The sequence below is a fragment of the Halobacteriovorax sp. DA5 genome, from assembly GCF_002903145.1.
Classification (GTDB): domain Bacteria; phylum Bdellovibrionota; class Bacteriovoracia; order Bacteriovoracales; family Bacteriovoracaceae; genus Halobacteriovorax_A.
This window is the reverse complement of sequence record NZ_PPDJ01000002.1, coordinates 143,097-160,726: the sequence shown is the minus strand read 5'-3', so window position 1 is coordinate 160,726 and position 17,630 is coordinate 143,097. Positions and strand designations below refer to the sequence as shown.

Annotated in this window: 15 protein-coding genes; 5 read left to right on the top strand and 10 right to left on the bottom strand. The window is 36.2% G+C overall.

The features are described from left to right. Positions 1-14: 14 nt before the first annotated feature. From C0Z22_RS04210 to C0Z22_RS04185, 6 genes are all read right to left on the bottom strand, one after another. Entirely contained in the window at positions 15-1,235 is a 1,221-nt protein-coding gene (locus tag C0Z22_RS04210; RefSeq protein ID WP_103217093.1) for a hypothetical protein, read from the bottom strand. 120 nt (positions 1,236-1,355) lie between these two features. Next, a complete protein-coding gene (locus tag C0Z22_RS04205; protein ID WP_103217092.1) occupies positions 1,356-3,218 on the bottom strand; it encodes a hypothetical protein in 1,863 nt (620 codons plus the stop codon). A 101-nt stretch (positions 3,219-3,319) separates the two neighbouring features. Further along, positions 3,320-3,739 (bottom strand): hypothetical protein, encoded by a 420-nt coding sequence (locus tag C0Z22_RS04200; RefSeq protein ID WP_103217091.1) that lies wholly within the window; start codon positions 3,737-3,739, stop codon positions 3,320-3,322. A gap of 65 nt (positions 3,740-3,804) precedes the next feature. Next, entirely contained in the window at positions 3,805-4,899 is a 1,095-nt protein-coding gene (locus tag C0Z22_RS04195; RefSeq protein WP_103217090.1) for a CCA tRNA nucleotidyltransferase, read from the bottom strand. 8 nt (positions 4,900-4,907) lie between these two features. Continuing rightward, entirely contained in the window at positions 4,908-5,807 is a 900-nt protein-coding gene (locus C0Z22_RS04190; protein ID WP_103217089.1) for a LysR family transcriptional regulator, read from the bottom strand. 85 nt (positions 5,808-5,892) lie between these two features. Beyond that, complete coding sequence (locus C0Z22_RS04185; protein WP_146037784.1) at positions 5,893-6,408, bottom strand: hypothetical protein; 516 nt, start codon at positions 6,406-6,408, stop codon at positions 5,893-5,895. A gap of 214 nt (positions 6,409-6,622) precedes the next feature. Here C0Z22_RS04185 and C0Z22_RS04180 point away from each other — a divergent pair, with 214 nt between their 5' ends. Then, positions 6,623-7,714 carry a hypothetical protein gene (locus tag C0Z22_RS04180; RefSeq protein WP_103217087.1) on the top strand — a complete coding sequence of 364 codons (1,092 nt, stop codon included), beginning with the start codon at positions 6,623-6,625 and terminating at the stop codon, positions 7,712-7,714. A gap of 58 nt (positions 7,715-7,772) precedes the next feature. Here C0Z22_RS04180 and fusA read toward each other — a convergent pair whose 3' ends face one another. Next, positions 7,773-9,938 carry an elongation factor G gene (fusA, locus tag C0Z22_RS04175; protein WP_103217086.1) on the bottom strand — a complete coding sequence of 722 codons (2,166 nt, stop codon included), beginning with the start codon at positions 9,936-9,938 and terminating at the stop codon, positions 7,773-7,775. 258 nt (positions 9,939-10,196) lie between these two features. Between fusA and C0Z22_RS04170 the strand changes: the two genes are divergently transcribed. Then, positions 10,197-10,886, top strand: a complete 690-nt coding sequence (locus C0Z22_RS04170; RefSeq protein ID WP_103217085.1) for a hypothetical protein — start codon at positions 10,197-10,199, stop codon at positions 10,884-10,886. A 224-nt stretch (positions 10,887-11,110) separates the two neighbouring features. On the opposite strand, the gene C0Z22_RS04165 is transcribed toward C0Z22_RS04170, so the two are convergent. Beyond that, the gene (locus C0Z22_RS04165; protein WP_103217084.1) at positions 11,111-12,697 is read right to left on the bottom strand and encodes a hypothetical protein; all 1,587 of its coding nucleotides are present in this window, start codon (positions 12,695-12,697) and stop codon (positions 11,111-11,113) included. 367 nt (positions 12,698-13,064) lie between these two features. Here C0Z22_RS04165 and C0Z22_RS04160 point away from each other — a divergent pair, with 367 nt between their 5' ends. The 3 genes from C0Z22_RS04160 to C0Z22_RS04150 all read left to right on the top strand — a co-directional run bounded on the left by C0Z22_RS04160 (position 13,065) and on the right by C0Z22_RS04150 (position 15,580). Beyond that, complete coding sequence (locus C0Z22_RS04160) at positions 13,065-13,700, top strand: MarC family protein (protein WP_103217083.1); 636 nt, start codon at positions 13,065-13,067, stop codon at positions 13,698-13,700. Between the two features lie 68 nt (positions 13,701-13,768). Then, positions 13,769-15,106: a D-alanyl-D-alanine carboxypeptidase gene (locus C0Z22_RS04155; RefSeq protein WP_103217082.1), complete on the top strand. Its 1,338-nt coding sequence runs from the start codon at positions 13,769-13,771 to the stop codon at positions 15,104-15,106. Then, on the top strand, positions 15,107-15,580 hold the full coding sequence (locus C0Z22_RS04150; protein ID WP_103217081.1) for an ankyrin repeat domain-containing protein: 474 nt from the start codon (positions 15,107-15,109) through the stop codon (positions 15,578-15,580). Positions 15,581-15,917: 337 nt separating this feature from the next. Here C0Z22_RS04150 and C0Z22_RS04145 read toward each other — a convergent pair whose 3' ends face one another. Both C0Z22_RS04145 and C0Z22_RS04140 read right to left on the bottom strand, forming a co-directional pair. Next, positions 15,918-17,072 (bottom strand): cysteine desulfurase family protein, encoded by a 1,155-nt coding sequence (locus C0Z22_RS04145; protein ID WP_103217080.1) that lies wholly within the window; start codon positions 17,070-17,072, stop codon positions 15,918-15,920. Further along, a complete protein-coding gene (locus tag C0Z22_RS04140; protein WP_103217079.1) occupies positions 17,056-17,616 on the bottom strand; it encodes an Rrf2 family transcriptional regulator in 561 nt (186 codons plus the stop codon). Before C0Z22_RS04140 ends, C0Z22_RS04145 begins: the two co-directional genes overlap by 17 nt. Between the last annotated feature and the right edge of the window lie 14 nt (positions 17,617-17,630).

Here is a 17,630-nt window from a genome sequence, read left to right as displayed (position 1 = left end):
GAGGCCCTTTTTTATTACATAAATGGATTGATATATTGAGATCTAATTTCTTGAAGCATAAATTGGTCATCATTCATTTCGAAGTATCCAATCAGCGCTCCTTCAGTGATTTGTTGCTGCTTATAGTATGACTTAATAAAACCATCAACATTATCCTTAATAATTGCAGGAAGTGGTACAAAACTTAGGCCAAGGCTAGCAAGAGTAAGTACGCTTCTAAGTCTCTTTACACGATTAGGACGATCAAACGAGTAAGCAATCGCTGGAGACTTATCAAATGTATGATTACCGTCGAATAAGTTAACGATAACTCTTTCGCCATCTAGTGTTACCTCTTGGAAACCATAGTTAATTCTTTCGCCAACCTCTGAATACTTTGACTTATAAGATCTAAATCGATTTGTAGCTGTTCTAAATTGAGAATAAAAGCTTGCTGTTCCATATCTTGACCAGTTTAACTTAGCACTATTTGACTCCCAAAATGCAATCCAATCAATTCTTGATTCATAGATAGAAGAATAAATAAGATCAGCTTCTTCCTTAGATAGACCAAGCTCCACAGGAGTTGCAAATTCAAGATAATGTAATAGAAGGTTTTGGTGATAAAAGCGTCTTGTTCTAAAAAGCTTTTCCGTCTCTGTAATTACATAAAAAGCTGTATTTAGAGCTGGAACAGTTGATAAACGCTTACGCGCTTGATTTAGCGCCCAATTTACAATCTTATAAGTTACATTTTTACGATAAAAGAAAGTTGCATTATCAGGCTTAGCAATTATTGTTGGATCAATATAATAGAAAGCATCTTTAATCTTTGAACCAAACTCTTCAATTAAGTTATTAAAGTTTTCATCAGCAAAAATTGCATTGAAGTCAACACCTTCAAATGCACGCATAGATGTAACAACTCTTTTTACATTTTTTTGAGTTTGAAAATCATTTCCTAAAAAGCTGTGACCAGTTTCAAATAGACCTTCAACTTCTGCTTCATAATTTCCAGTTAAACCACTTTGCGACATCAGGGCCTGTTCATTTAGGATTGAGTTTTTAATATACTCAACGTAATCCTTGAATTTGAATTGTGTACGAATAGTACGGTCTCTTACAGCAATAAGCTTTCCAGAGTCATCTCTTTCAAAAGAGAATCTATTATTGAATTTCTCATTTACTGTATCTGAATTTAGCGCAAGAACATTGCTCGATACTAATAGCATCAATGCTAGCATTAGATTTCTCATTATCTTCCTCCATGAAAATATCCTTTCATTTTAATGGCAGTTGGAAAATAAATCACAAGATGTAAGAAAAGAAGAGAATGTTTAGCAACTTAGTTGAACAAACTACTCAGACTACTCAGACTACTGTCCTGATTTTTTAGTGATAGCAGCATCAAGATCATTTAAAAGATCCATATTCTCAGGGGCCGTATTCTTAAGCTTTTCTTCCTTAAGAGCTTGCTCCTGCGCTTCAGCCTCGGCCGCGGCCTCTTCTTCAGTTAGACCGGCCTTTCTTTGTTCTTCTAAGAATCGAGCATTGGCCTCTTGCATTTCAAGTGCTTCTTTTTCTCGGATCTCTTTCTTATGTTGAGTGTAGATATCATTTACAAATTGTCGAAGACGCATCTTTTCTTTTTCGCCAATGGCGTGTATCAGCCCCTTATATTTGTAAGTATTGCCGTCCTTGATAAAAACATTACCATCTTGAGGAATGATTTTTACTGCAAAATTAAAAGGATGAGTTAGATAGTAATTCCCTAGAACAAGTTCTTGATCTAAAGAAAAGAAACATATTGATTCAGAAATTTCAATTAACTTAGCGTCTCTTATAATTAGAGCATGACTTAAAGGTGACTTTTTACTAATGAAGTATTTAGGTGGATCAAAGTATGACTTATTCAATTTAGCATACTTAATTGGATCTTTCTTTCTTAATGCTGCAATTTTAGTATTAAGCTCTTGTTCTTCTTTAACAAGGCGTCTTTCTTCTAACTGATGTACCATTTGAGATAGAACATTCATACCAATCATTGTTGGATTTACGAGAGCAAATTGATAATTAAATCTTTCTTGAAAGGCCTTTGAATCATATCGATCACAATTTATGACGATAAAATAAGGATTGTTATCACTTAATTTTTTAATATTGCTAATCGCATCTTTAAGAATCTCGTCTTGCCTCTTGTGGAACTCTTCAAGATTTTGAGCAACATTGGCCATCTGCTCTACATCTTGATTATCCTTAGCATCCTCCATCTCAACATCTGAAATAAAATCAGGATAACAATAGACAATTATATCTGGATTTAAACGGCCCACATAAGTATAGTCCTGATCAAATTTTTCATTGATACGGAAAACAAAATCATAAGTATCGATTAACTTTTCACTTTGCTTGAAATAATGTAATTGAGGATCGACCATAAATAGCTTTGTACGCTTTTGTGACCCATATGAAGAGTTATCATTAACCCAAGACTTAAACGTTTTACCAATCTTTAGTTTTTTATTAAGCTCATCTTCTGATAAATCTTCTACATTAAAACTAAAGCTTCCATCTTCACGCTTTGCAGGATCGACGAATAAATACTCTAACTCTGACCAGCCATTTGCTCCATAATAGATATTATCAAACCCGTGCTTGCGAGCAATGAAGTAATTTGTCGCCATTAAATTCTTTTCTAAAGAATGCTCGACTTCAACAAGCTTACCTTCTTGTGCGATATTATTACTTTCAATGTGCATTGTGCTTAGTCCGTAAAAACCAACACGAGCAATCTCTTTTAATTTAATAGGTGCTGTTAATTTAGCTAAAGCAAACTCTGAAGAAACAGCTTCTGAAGGATAGCGAAGCTTATAAGGGTGGTGTACAACATCGTGAACTTCAATCCCCTTAACAAATACGAAGTCAAAATGAATTGATATTAATTTTTTAACTTCATCTAAATTACTAACAATTGCAACGACAGGTATCGATCTAAAAAAATGAATTCTTTTAAGAATCATTCCTAAATTATGTCCAAAAACTTCTTCTTTCTTTATGTCGATATAGATAATTGAAGGGGCCAACTCAAAGAGATCATAAATACAAAGATTGATATTTTTCTCATTATAAGAAAAATGATGAAAACTCTTTTCTTCATCAGGATAAGTCTTGGCGTAAACTTTCTTTAGGTCATCCCAATAACCAAGATCCTGTCCTAGATAAGCAATCTTTTTTGACACAAATTAGCTCCAGCAAATTAATCTTATCTACATGATATCATGTTTTAAAAAAGAGTACACAACATATTGGTTTTACAGGGATTATAAGTTTGACACAAAATCTAAACTTCAAAGTCATCATAATTTTGACCATAATACTCGTCATATTCTTTCGTAAAGAATCTTCTGACAAAATATTGGCCAACTCTGATAGTAGAAATGAATCCAAAGTTTTCAAGCTTAAGAATTGATTGATGAATTTCCTCTAAAGATATTTGAAGCCTTTCAACTATTTCAGACAAAGACATTAGTTGAGAGATTCCATGTTCACGATATGGATTTGTTTTCGCCCAAACACGACGATAGAGATACATTAAAACAACGATTTCAACTCTTGTTAAACGATAGTTAACAAGAATCTCATCAAAAAATATTTCAGGGATATCAGAAAACGTAGGAATAGGATAAGAGTTCGTATCGATCTTACTTGAATCAACTTCTTTATTTTTATGAGTTGCAATTATTGAATGTATGTCAACCATAACTCCCCCAAGAAGGATTTTCCTTCTTTTATTATGACATGAAATTCCTGTAGAAATCTAGTGCATTATTTATTTAGGAGGTTTTTGCCTAGCTCACTTTTGGCCAAAGAGCTGATTGCCTTATTTCTAGCATCTTTCGAACGATGTTCACTTAAATAACTTCTTATCTTTGTAAACAAGTCGTAGTTTTCTAGTCTACTATCATCATCTAAACGACAAATAGAGTTGATAAAATCGATTCGAGATTCGATGCTATCACATTTAGAAAGCTCTTCTTTAGCAGTGATAAAGCTTAAAATTTTCTTGTATTGGTTTTTCTTAATAGCAAAGAAAGAGTAAAGTTCTTCACTAAAGCCTGCATAGTTATACAAAACAACTTCCTCAATCGAGTGTAGATCATTTACAAGATAATGATTCTCTAACAAAGGAAGATCCTTTAGAGCAATTGGTAGTTTTATATTAAAACGTTTTATTAATTTCACTAGTGTTTCAACAAATAGCTGACAATTAATGCACTTTGATGATTCATATTTTAGATAATGAAGAGAAACTTTTCTCAAATCAAACTTTCGATAATTATCATCTTCAATAATTTTAAATCCTGTATTGATACTAAAGCGAATTGTTCTAAGAAGCCTTACAGGATCATTAAAGAAATCGGAATCAATATAATTGATCTCCTTATTTTCAATATCTTTAATGCCTTCAAATGGATCTATGGTGTTCAACTGAATTTCGTCATTAACGATATTAAACTCAACACCAATGGCATTTAGCCTAAGATCTCTTCGTTTAAATGAATCAGCATAGCTTAAATTACTAGAGAAAAATGGGGTAAAGTTCTTATGACCTATATCTTCATTAAATACTTCAAGACGAGCAGACGAGAATTCGATTTCGGCCTCACCGAGATTGATACGAAAAACTCCCATTCCAATATACTTGGCCTCAGGAAAGCTTTCAGTTAGAAATTGAATCCAACTCTCCCCTTCGTAGCGATCAAGATGTCTGATTTCAAAATCAAAGTCTGTAGATTTCTTACCAAGACACCAGTCCCTAACATTTCCACCGACAAGACAAAGCCTAAAGCCTTTTTCCCAACTCTTTCTAATGAAAAGTTGTATCGAGTTTGGAATATTAGAGAGGTCATATTTCTTCATAGCAGAGTCTAAAGAAATGGATTCACCTCTTTAGTAAGCATTTCAATTGTCTTTCTAATACGTACTAGCTCTGTCGATTCCTTATGATAGACAATGTAGAAACGGTCATTAGAAACTTCAAATGCTTTGCCTAAAGTTTCGATTTCATCACTATAGTACCAACGTTTTAAAACGTGATTAGGAACAACAGCGATACCAAGGCCACTCTTTACGGCCTGTAGCATATTTCCATGTGAGTTAATTGAGTAGCGAACATTTACCTTTTTAGGCTTCTTCCCATACTTTGCAACACACCAGTTATAGTAAAGACGATCACCTTGCTCAAAAAGAACTGTAGGCATCTTAGTGAGCTCATCAAGAGAAGTTTGCTCAGTTATATTAAAAGGATTCCCTTTCGGATAAACAAGAGTCACGGCCTCTTCACTTAAAAGTAGCTTCTCACCGGCCTTCGGAAGTGCTCCTTCAGGAAGCACTAAAAAGTCGATTTTATTTTCTTCAAAACTTTTAATTAGGTCTTCTTGGAAACCTAAAGAAATATGAATTGAAAGGTCTTTCTCTTGCTCAGCAAATGTTAGAAGCTCGTTAGCAAGCCAGGATTTACCAACACCGGTAAGTGTCCCAATACGAATCTTTCCCTTCATTTCATCTTTATTATCTTTAATCTGGACAAGAGTCTCATCCATATCATTTAAAAAGTTAGTCGCAAGCTCATAGAGCTTCTCACCTTCTTGAGTTAGAACAACTTTCTTACCAGTCCTCTTGAAGGCCTTAACGCCTATTTTAGTCTCTAAATTCTTAACTGATTGAGAGATAGCAGATTGAGTCACATTGAGATCCTCAGCTGCACGAGAGAAGCTTTCAGCACGGGCAACGGCCACGAGAGTTTGTAATTGGCTTGTTTCTAACATAATTTCAACCTTATCTTAAGTATAAGTTATACCTTATACCAAAAATGAACATTTGTAAATAAGAACTCTGTCAAATAATTGTAAATTAGAAGAAAAACGTTACTCCAAAAGAATGATTTGTAATAACCGGAGTAAGCAGGTTCATGAAAGATATTTGAAAGTCCTTATCTTTGTAAAGACTAAAATTTACTTCCGCACCTACGATTGGAACAAAGTAGAAGTCACCAATATTAGCAAAGTATGCACCCTCGCTAAAATCGAAACCATTTTCATCGAAGTGATAAAACCCTACAGTTCCATTGATCTCTACATATCTATTGCGGTAGAAGTTATAGCTTTGGGTTACTCCCCAAATTGGCTCACAGTACGAATTCTCACCAACAAGTAGTCCAGTGGACCAGTCATGGGCATAGTTGAATCGTACTGAGTGCAATTCATTAAAAATTACTCCACTACCTTCTGATAACTCATTACATAGTGGTCTTGCATTAGGCCCTGTTGGCTTTTGAATATGCGGTGTAATGCCTCCATAAATATATGTAAGATTCATTGCGTATGCATTAGTTGCGACCAAGAATAGAGCGATAATAAGTTTCTTCACATGGATATATAAAGCAATGCTAGTGCCAATTTATTATAAGGCATTCAATCACTTAGGCCGTCTAAAAAATGAACACTATCGCAAAAGAGTCAATAATATAAACGCTTTTATAAAATGACATTAAATTTGAAATGAGTTCTGTCTTATTACTTAACACGCTAGAAATTTCTACATCAAACAAAGAATAGAAACTATTCCACTGTATATTTATCAAATGATAAAAATAAAAAAACTATTCATCACATCACTAACACTCCTATCAACAACAATTTATGCAAATGATTGCCAAGAGATACGTCTTGATAAAGGAGAGAATGCTCCTTTTAAAGACCTCCCTATACACGACCAAATGTATGGGAAGAAGACAGACTCTCAAATGTGTTATGCATTTGCTGGCTCACAATTTATTGATGCTGTTATTCAAAATGATATGAAAGCAAAAGGGCATATAACTTCCCCTATCACGACAGCTTTACAAACAAAGCTATCACCAACAAGAGACAATGGTAGTAGCGTTAATCTCCTTTCGAATATATCAAGAGGGGCCGGTCGCTCAGGCCTTGGTGTCGGACAAATTAATATTCTCTTTAAACAGATGAAGCAAGGATATAGCTGTGATCAAAACTTTCTTACGTCAATTGGAATCAAAGACCCTAATACTTTTTGGGAGCCGTTTGTTTACGAATTCTATGCAAATAAATCAATTGAAGAAAAAGTTTCTACTTTAAAAAACGAACTAAAACTTCGTGGTGTAGCAGATGAATTCTTCAATATTGTTGAAGATGAAACGTTGGCCCAGGCCGTTTCGAAAAAAGGTTTTTACTTAAGAGAACAACTTGTTTTTGAAAAACTATGTGAAGGCCACAAGATAAACTTAAATCTGCCAGAGCTTGAATACCATGACTACTCTCCAAGTGACATTGGTTTTCATGAAACTGATGAAGAATTCAAACAGCGATTTCAAGTTGATGAAATTAACCAAAACGCTATCCAAAACATAAGTGATAGTCTTGAATCAGGAAACAACTTACCAGTTATCGTCGATATCTGTGCAGAAGTTTTAACAGAAAAAAACAAAAGTTTTAAACGCTCTCTTCCTGCTATGAATGGAAGTTGTAGCAATCACTCTGTCCTTGTTATTGGACAACGTAAGGCCCAAGATAACTCATGCCAATACCTTGTTAGAAATAGCTGGGGTGATTATCGTAAATATGATCAGGCCTGGGAAGTTGATGAGAAGGGACAGATCTGGGTTGATGCTAAAACACTTTCGAGTAGTATCCTAAAAGTAATTCACGCAAGATAAAAAAAGGGCCGTATAAATACGGCCCTTCGAATATAAATCAATATTTTTAAATATCGGCTTAATCTTCGTTCGCAAGTTTCTCTTTACGTTCTTTCATAACTGTCTCTTGGATGTTTGAAGGACAGTCTACGTAACGAGCAAATTCCATCGTGTATGATGCTTTACCTTGAGACATAGATCTTAGGTCATTTGAGTAACCAAACATTTCTGAAAGTGGTACTTCAGCATTGATGATAACTTCTCCACCTGGATCAGTTTCTGAACCTTGGATCATCCCTCTTCTTGAAGAAAGGTCACCAATTACAGAACCTTGGAATTCATCTGGAGTTGTAACTTCAACTTTCATAACTGGTTCCATAAGAACTGGTTGTGCTTTGTTGATAGCTTGTCTCATCGCTTGTCTTGCAGCAATACGGAATGCCATATCTGAAGAGTCAACGTCGTGTGACTTACCGTCTCTTAAGAATACTTCACAGTTAATAACTGGGAATGCAGCAAGAGGACCTTTATCCATAACGTCTTGGAAACCTTTTTCACAGGCACCGATGAATTCGTTAGGAATCGAACCACCTTTAATTTCGTTATTGAATTTAAATACTTGATCTTCTTTATCCTTGTCTTCGTCAGCAAGTGGCTTAAGTAGACCAACAACTTGACCGAATTGACCAGAACCACCTGTTTGCTTCTTGTGAGTATAATCAAAAGTAGCTTCAGTTCTAATTGTTTCACGGTAGTTAACTTGAGGAGCACCAACTTGTACTTCTGCACCGAATTCACGCTTTAATCTTTCTACGTAAATTTCAAGGTGTAGCTCACCCATACCAGCGATACGTGTCTCACCTGATTCTTCGTCAGTGTAAACGTGGAATGTCGGGTCTTCTTTAATGAATTTAGCAAGACCTTTAGACATCTTCGCTTGCTCGTTCTTATCCTTACAAGAAATCGAAAGCTCGATAACTGGGATTGGAACGTGGATACCTTCAAGAGAAAGGTTTAAGTTATCGTCGTTACCTACGAATGTATCCCCTGATGCACAGTCGATACCTACGATAGCGATGATATCACCTGCGTGAGCAGTATCGATATTTTCTCTATCGTTAGAGTTCATACGAACCATACGTCCGATACGTACTTTCTTACCTGTTCTTGTATTATAAACAGTATCACCTTTATTTAGTGTACCTCTATAGATTCTTGTATAAGTCAGCTGACCGAATTGCTCATCAGTGATCTTGAATGCCATAGCAAGTAGGTCACCAGCTGGATCAGGGATGATCTCAACTTTAGTATCAGTATCAGCATCTTGTGCAGTTGGAAGTGCACAAGTAAGTGGTGAAGGAAGGTATCTTGCAACAGCTTCTAGAAGTGCTTGTACACCTTTATTCTTGAATGCTGAACCCATATATACTGGAGTTAACTGAAGTGATTGAACACCTTTCTTAATACATAGGTGAAGTTGTTCTTCTGTTGGCTCATTACCTTCTAGGTATGCTTCCATAACATCATCATCGTACTCAGCTACAGCATCGATCATCTCAGCTCTTAGCTCTTCCATTTGATCTACTAGATCAGCTGGACATTCTTCGATTCTAACGTTTTCACCGTTATCACCATCAAAGTACATTGCTTGTTTAGTAATTAGATCAACAACACCTGTGAACTGATCTTCTGCTCCAATAGGGATTTGCATAAGAACAGCATTGTGGTTTAGTTTTTCCTTAAGAGCGTCACGTCCATTAAATGGGTTTGCTCCCATACGGTCCATCTTATTTAAGAAGGCCATTCTTGGAACGTTATATCTTTTCATCTGTCTATCTACAGTGATTGACTGAGACTGAACACCTGAAACAGAACAAAGAACTAGAATCGCACCATCAAGAACACGTAGTGATCTTTCAACCTCAACAGTGAAATCAACGTGACCCGGAGTATCGATTAGGTTGATACGAGTATCTTTTTCAATACCGTCAGCAAAAGTTGTCCCTTTACCGCTAATACCTTTCCAGTGTGCTGTCGTAGCAGCAGATGTAATTGTAATCCCTTTTTCCTTCTCTAGTTCCATGTGGTCCATAGTTGCACCAGCTCCACCACCACGAACATCTTCGATTTTGTGGATCATGTCACAATAAAAAAGGATACGCTCTGAAAGAGTAGTCTTACCAGAGTCGATGTGCGCCGAAATACCGATGTTTCTCGTTTTCGCCATCAGCTTGTTGTTAATCATTCTTAACTCCGTTTTGAGGTTGTTAATATTTAATTGAGTCCAAATAAAAATGGATGACCAAATTTATAAAGTAACGTTCATAAGATAAAATAATCAGTGTTGCATATTAGAGAAAAAACCCATTCAAGTCAACGAGTTATAAGGCTTTTTTGAGCTTAAAATAAAGAATATTTAAGTATTTATTTTTGACAAACGTGTTGACAAAAAATGACCTAATTCTTAAAAAATCTTTCGCACAAAATAAAAGGAATAAACTGAATGTCTTCACAACTTAGCAAACAAGACCTATATGAGTCTGTTAAAACCCTTGTCGAAAGCGACGCGTCACGAATCCACTTAGGTCAACATAAATTATATACGCTATTTAGTGTGGCGTTCCAATATATGTTATTTAAGTCTACGAAGGAAGCTGGTGCCTATATTATCCGTGTCCAAGACGCAAAACTGGCCCAAAAACTTGCTCGAAAATCAAAAGATGAATCAACGCGTAAATTCCTTACGCAATTGCAAATTCCAAGAAAGATCAAGTATGGAAAATCAACTTTCTACTTAGACTTCTTTAATATTGCTAGTTGGAATATCACTAGAGATTTAAACCCGGCCAATATCAAGGGATCTCTAATCGTACGCGATACTAGTGAAGAATCTCCTGCTAAACAAATCATGGCCCTCCAAGCAGAAGCAGCAATGAATGAGGCCATTCTTGAAGGACACGAAGAAGCGAAAGTCGATATCCCTGAGCTACCAGAAGACTTTTACTTCACACACCTTGTTGATGCTTCACCAAAGAATATTTTAATTGCATTTGATGAGGTCATGGAAGAAGGCCTGTTGAATGAGTATAACTTTGAAGCAATCAACTTCCCTTTTATTAAGAAAGAAATCCAAAAAACGATCTCTGGTGTCACAATCTCGAAAGACCTTGATTGGGACGCTATTGATGAATAGGCGCGGCATTGATTGCCCAAAGGCAATCTATTGGACGCGCCGATAGCGCACGTCGCCTGAAATGAAATATATCTTCAACAAGCCGGGTTCAAGCCCGGCTTTGTTGCTTAAGCGCTGACTAATGGGAAAGCAATCGAAGTGAAAAATAAGCGATAATTTTACGCAGTAAAATTTAGCAACAATTCATAAAACAAAATAAACCAAACTCCAAAACCAGCTCCCCCCTATTTCAACCCACTAGCATTCGGATTAAAGTATTGATCCACACTAAAGTCATAAGGACGCACAACTGACATCCCATCAAGTAGGCCAACGATATATCGAGCATATCCCTGTGCTGCATTCCCACCTGAAATATCTGCCATAATATCGGCCAAATCGACCTGTGTGAGAACTTGTGTACCGGCCAGCGTTCCGTCTGACTGCAACACCGTTAACATCATTGCAGCATCATTTACCAAATAGACAAAGGTTCCTGGTGTAGTCGATCGGTACGCACTATAAGACGTATAGAGATTGATTTGAGTAATATTTGGATCAGTACTAAATGGATAGATTATATTATCAATTTCTGTAACCACTGAGTCCTTGATTTTAACAAACATATGTTTATCACCATCATCAGTATGATCATACTTAAGATAACTTATTGCCCCGTTACTATTGTCATAATTAATTTGACTCGTTCTAAGAATCTCTACAGGAACAGACATTTCATGAATTTGGCTCGGAGCCTGTGATGATATCGCTCCAGAAGTTTCATAAATATAGGCCGTATAGTCAGTCGCTGCAGTAGGGTCTATATCAACAACATCAGCAAAGTAGATTTTTCCTCCATCCTCACCTAGAAAATCTGCCGATCTCGTATAAAGCCTAGACTCTGCAACTTGAGTATCTGTATTGATGCAAGTGAGATACTTAGTTGAAGAAACAGACAGCTTAAAACAGAAATAGGAATCATTAGATACGACCTGTGCTTCATTAAAGGTTGCAGAAGTCATTGATGCCGGAAGAGATGTAACTTCAGAAATAACTTCATCTGCTCCCATTTGATAAATTGTCTGATTTGTTTGTGAAAAGATATAGAGATTATTATTAGCAACGCTAAACCTACGAGGATCAAGCCCAGAAGCTCCAGCAATATAATCATCAACCATTTTCGTTCCACTAACTGTTCCATCTGTAACCCATAACTCAGGTCCATTGACAGCGTCGCCACCTTTAAAATACATCTTATTATTAAAGAGGACATTTCGTTCCCTGATATTTAAAGTACTATAGTAAGTATTTGAAACAGTTTTTAGCATCTTAGTTCCAGCAACTGTCGTATCAGTCACCCAAAGATCATAAGTTGTGGCAGTAGACTTGATGATAAAAAAGAGCTGATTTCCAACTCGATTGACAAAGATTGGATCAGACTGTGTATCACCAAAACCAGGAATTGTTGCCAGAACATTAAAGTTATTACTCTTATCAATTAGAATGATGTCGTAATTAGGAGAATTAAAACCAGCTACAATCATTCCATTAGAAAATGTGTAGTGATTTCCTACTGAGTCAGTAGCCTGCGTGTCTGGATTAGTCATCTTTGAATAAGCAAAGCTAGCATTAGGGACTTGAACCGTGTCAGCTGCTAGTCCGTAGCTTAGATAAACCTCATTACCAGATCCAGTATCGTTAATCATTAAGAATGAAAAATCTGATGTTGTAATAACCTTTCCAACTCCATCTCCAGAGGAAGGGGCCGGCTTATCATCATCAAAATTAAAATCGACATGGGAAACACAAGAAGTTAAAAAAAGGACAGACAAAAGAAAAATTAGATAATTAATAAATACCTCAGCAAATGAACATGTTATTTCTTTATCGAACTAAAACAAAAACACTTTAAGAAAATATATTTTTTTTCATTTCGAGATGTTTAGAAAATATTATTTATTTTCATTGTTTATGTACTATTAGATGGTTGAGGCACAACTCTAAACTTTAGCTCAAGAGAGTTATTAAGGTGTCTTTTAGGTTCATAACCGAATCACGCGAGCTGCGCTCTTTGATTCTTAAGTCACATACATCAGTGAGTCAAAACTGCCCGTTGGGGCACTTTTGCCACACGATGCTGCAGATGACGCTAACAAAAAACTAACTTGAATAATCCATGAAAGTAGTCATAATGAACCAATGGAATCTAGTATCATGGCCTCTTTCTTTATTGCTTTAATCTCAGTTGTAAATCCTATTGGTGCCCTGCCAATGTTTATGTCATTGACTCAAAACTTGTCTGAGACACAAAGAAGAAGCATGGTTCGAGTTTGCTCGATTGCTGTTTTTGTCACACTTGTAGTTTCTCTTTTTATTGGAGAAAAAATTCTTAGCTTCTTTGGAATTTCGATTGCCTCATTTACAGTTGGTGGAGGGATTCTTATTTTTTCCATGGCAACTTCCATGATCAATGCCAAAGATGTTGAATCAAAGCTAACACAAGATGAAATTGATGATGATGAAATCCGTGAAATAGGAATTGTACCCTTGGCCATTCCTCTGCTAGCAGGTCCAGGAGCTATTTCAACGACAATTATCTACGCGCAAAAATTAGATTCTCCAATTGACTGGGCCCTAAGTATTCCAATTATCTTTGTTAGTGTCCTAGCAATTTATGTTGTTCTTATTAATGCAAATCGTATTAGTCAAAAAGTAGGAACGCTTGGAGTAAACGTAACAACACGAATTATGGGGCTAATTCTACTGGCCATGTCAATTCAGATGATCACTCATGGACTTTCAAATATTCTCCCTATCTTAAAAGCAAAGCTCTAGCTCGATAAATAACACAGAGCGCTCCCCTTTCTTGACCGACTTATTCTAATTCTTTAGAATTAAACTTCATGTTTATTATTAAGTATTTACTCCCACTATTCTTAACTTTTACCAGTGTCTTTGGAGCTAATCACGACACTATCGAAAAGAAATGGTTATCACTATCTAAAGAGTTCAACTTAAATCCAAATGAGCACGGTTTTTGTTATATGTACCAAGGTGAAATCTTTGGAACAACAGCACACTTAAAAAGCCGACTTGCTTCAACGACAAAGCCCATAACTTCACTAATGGCACTCGAAACTCTAGGCCCAAATTTTCATTATGAAACAAAAGTGATTTCTGATGGAGAAAATATCCATCTTGAAGGAGCAAATGATGGAATGTTTAGTGAAGAAAAAATCTTCTACTTAATCGCTGCCCTCAATGCAAATGGAATCGTTAAACTCAACACCATAAGCTTTGATGCTAATACTCCTATTTTTGCAATTGCCCTAAGGCCTTATATGAGTATGAGCGAAGCCTGGTATTCGAAAGAATATAACATCGAACAGCTTAAAGAATACTTTAACCTTGATAACAATAAGAAAATAAAAACAAGACTTAAAGAGTTTTTAAAAAATACCAAAGAAGAAAGACTTAAAGAACTAGGTCTTCCTTTAAAAGTATCGGCCTATAGAATGACTGTCGATAGTGTTGTGTATTCCGCAGCGAATCCTATTAAAGACATCAAAAAAACTTACTTAGTTCAATCTCCTAAGCTTCTAACTTATCTAAAGTTTCAAAACTCAGTTTCTCACAATTGGCTCTCTGACATAACTTATAAAAGTTATGGAGCTCAAGAATACTCAAAGTGGTATCTTCAAAATCTTATTGAAGAAAAACTTGGTAATGATTACTTTCAAAAAAGAATTGGGTTTAACGATACTGAAGAAAATACTTATCTTTATACAGGATCAGGCCTGGATTCAAAAATAGATGGGAAGCGCGTCGACAACTATGCAACTTGCGCTATTGTAATTAGCTCTTACCAGGAACTAGAAAATAACTTGAATCAAAGTGGCCATAAGCTTGAACAAGTCCTACCTATTGCAGGAATTGATATTGGGACTCTATCGAAAAGATTAAACTCTCAAAGAAACTTAGGCTCTATCCTTGCAAAGACAGGCACTCTTATGAATACCAAGTCTTTGGCAGGTAAATTGTCGACAAAGTCAGGAGCGATCTACTTCGGCTTTTTTCATCAAGTCTTTAAATCAAATGGACAAGATCAGTACAATGCTAAGATAGTTCAAGATCTTATGACAGAGTTTTTAATTGAAGAATTCGCTGGTGCAAAGAAAATAACAAACTACACCAAACCACAATCTTTCCTGCCTCTAGAAGGACCAATAGAAGAGTTATAAATGAACAAATCAGTTATCCCCATCGTCGTAATACTTTTGGCCCTTGCTACTTATATCTCAAAAGAGAGCACACAGTCTGTTCAAAACAAATACGATGAACCGGCCCCGATAAACGCAATTGAATCACAAATCGTTCACAAAAGAGCAGCTCTTACACGAAAAGCTCCTACGGCCTTGAAAGAAAACAAAGAAGCTAATCACATCCTAATGGCCGCACTTGCAGATGAGCGCGAGGACTTAGTTATAGAAGCTCTAAACAAGGGAGCAAACCCAAATATCATCTTTAACAATAGACGTTTTACAATGGCGATGGACAAGAGCTTAAATTGTAACCCCACTGTTCTAAAAGCTCTTATTGATGCAGGAGCAGACCTAAAGATAAAAGACACTCACGGAAGAAGCGCTCTTGACTATGCAAAAAGAAATGGCAATGAAGATTGTATCAAAATTCTAAACGACTCAGGTGCGATCTAAAGAAAAAAATTGGGCCTTGGTTTTTACTTTAAAGAAGAAAAGATAGGATTTTAGAACAAGAGAAAAAAACAGATTCCTGTTTTTCAGCATGGCCGGTAGAAGTGTTATTGGGACTCTTTTTAAAGAACCAAGGCCGTCCAACCATTGATACTATTAATAAAGCAATGATCGTGCCAACTTTTGAATAATATCCAAAGACATCAATTTCAATAAAATCAAACACTTATTACTGGAGTAAAAAGGTCACTGAGGTCAAAATGAACTCGTTACAGTAAATACAAAAGAGGCCCAAAGTGCACACTGCGCCGCATCGTTCGTATATCTTTTAAATAAAGAATTAAGATAGAAATTTTGTTAAAACAGGTTCTAATTTTGAAATAATCGGGGCCGCTTCTTCTGAAAATGGAGATAAAGAAAATCGAATAACATTAGTTGCTGCCTCATCACTGAGTTCATATGCCTTTGCAACTCGTGATGGTTTAATGATTCCAGATGCACAAGCAGAACCACTAGAAGCACAGATTCCGGCCATATCTAGGGCCATCATAACAGTATTAATATTCTTATCATGGACACTAAAGAAAATAGTTGTCGCATTTCTCTTCTTTGCCTTGGCACCGATAAGAGTAATTCTTTCACCAAATTTTTCAAGAAGCCACGTTTCAAGCTCATCTTTTACTTTTTGAGCTCGCTCAATATTTAAGTGTGACAGATTGTAATCAAGAGCGAGATTAATTGTATGAACACTAAAAGCATTCTCAGTTCCTGAGCGCATTGCCTTTTGTTGACCACCACCACGAATAAGTGGAGTCCAACTCGCATCCTTTGAAACAAGTGTAAAACCTACACCTTTAAGAGCACCAAATTTGTGTCCAGAAAAAGTATAGTAATCAAGTCCTAGGGTAAGCTCATTCCAATCTTTGATTTTTCCAACAACTTGTACACAATCAACATGAACACAAGCGCCTGTTTCATCTTTGATTTTTAAAACATCGGCCAGATCCCACACGACACCATTCTCATTATTCACATAAGTGAAATTAATGAGCTTCTCTCCTTCAAGCTCGTTTAGAGCTTGTATTACTTCTTGTCTATCAAAGTCGCCTCCATGTGTTTTTAACACGTGAAAAGTACCACCAAGAAGCTCTACATGTTCTCTTTGATTCACCATACTCGAATGATCAACATCAAAGCAGAATACGTGGAATTTTGATTTAAGCTTTAGAGCATTAAAGCAAAAACCTTTTACTACACTATTGATTGCCTCTGTGGCACCTGAGTGAAAAAAAACATCGTAGCTTGTCGCATTGAAAGTATCTTGAATCTTTTTGATTGTTTGATTAATGAGAGATTTTGACTTCTTTCCTACCTGGTGAATCGAAGCTGGATTACCAAAGTAGACGGCCCCCTCGCAAAGCCAATCTTGGACTGGTTTAACTAAGGGGGCCGTAGCATTATAATCTAAGTAGAGATAATTATTGATTAATTTCACCTAAACCTGATCTGATTCCTGAAGCGTACTCGCTAAATGCACTTTCATTTGAAGTGTTTTGAGTAACTGCTTCTACTGTTTGAGTAGCTTGTTCATTAGAAGCTTCTTCACCTCTAACTTCTGACTCAACTTCACCAGATTTTCTTACAAGGTCACCTAAAGAAGTAGTTGTTAGGTATTCGCTCATAATGAAACCAAGGTTTTGAAAGTAATTCTTAGACAGGTGGAATTCAACAGTGCTAGCTTGCTCTGCTTCTGTTCCTAGGATGTCTTTTGCTGGGTTGATATTTTCACCAACACATTCAAGTACATCTTTAATTGTAATTTCTTCCATCGAACGAGCAAGAACATAACCACCACCTGGTCCTCTTACTGACTTAACAGCTTGGCCATTTCTAAGCTTTCTGAAAAGTTGCTCAAGGTAGTGAAGTGAAATGTTTTGTCTTTCTGAAATTTCCTGAAGTCTTACAGGGTTTCCGTTGCTGTGAGTAGTTAGGTCAAGCATTGCTCTAACTGCGTAGCGTCCTTTCGAAGTGAGTCTCATTGGTCTTCCTCCAT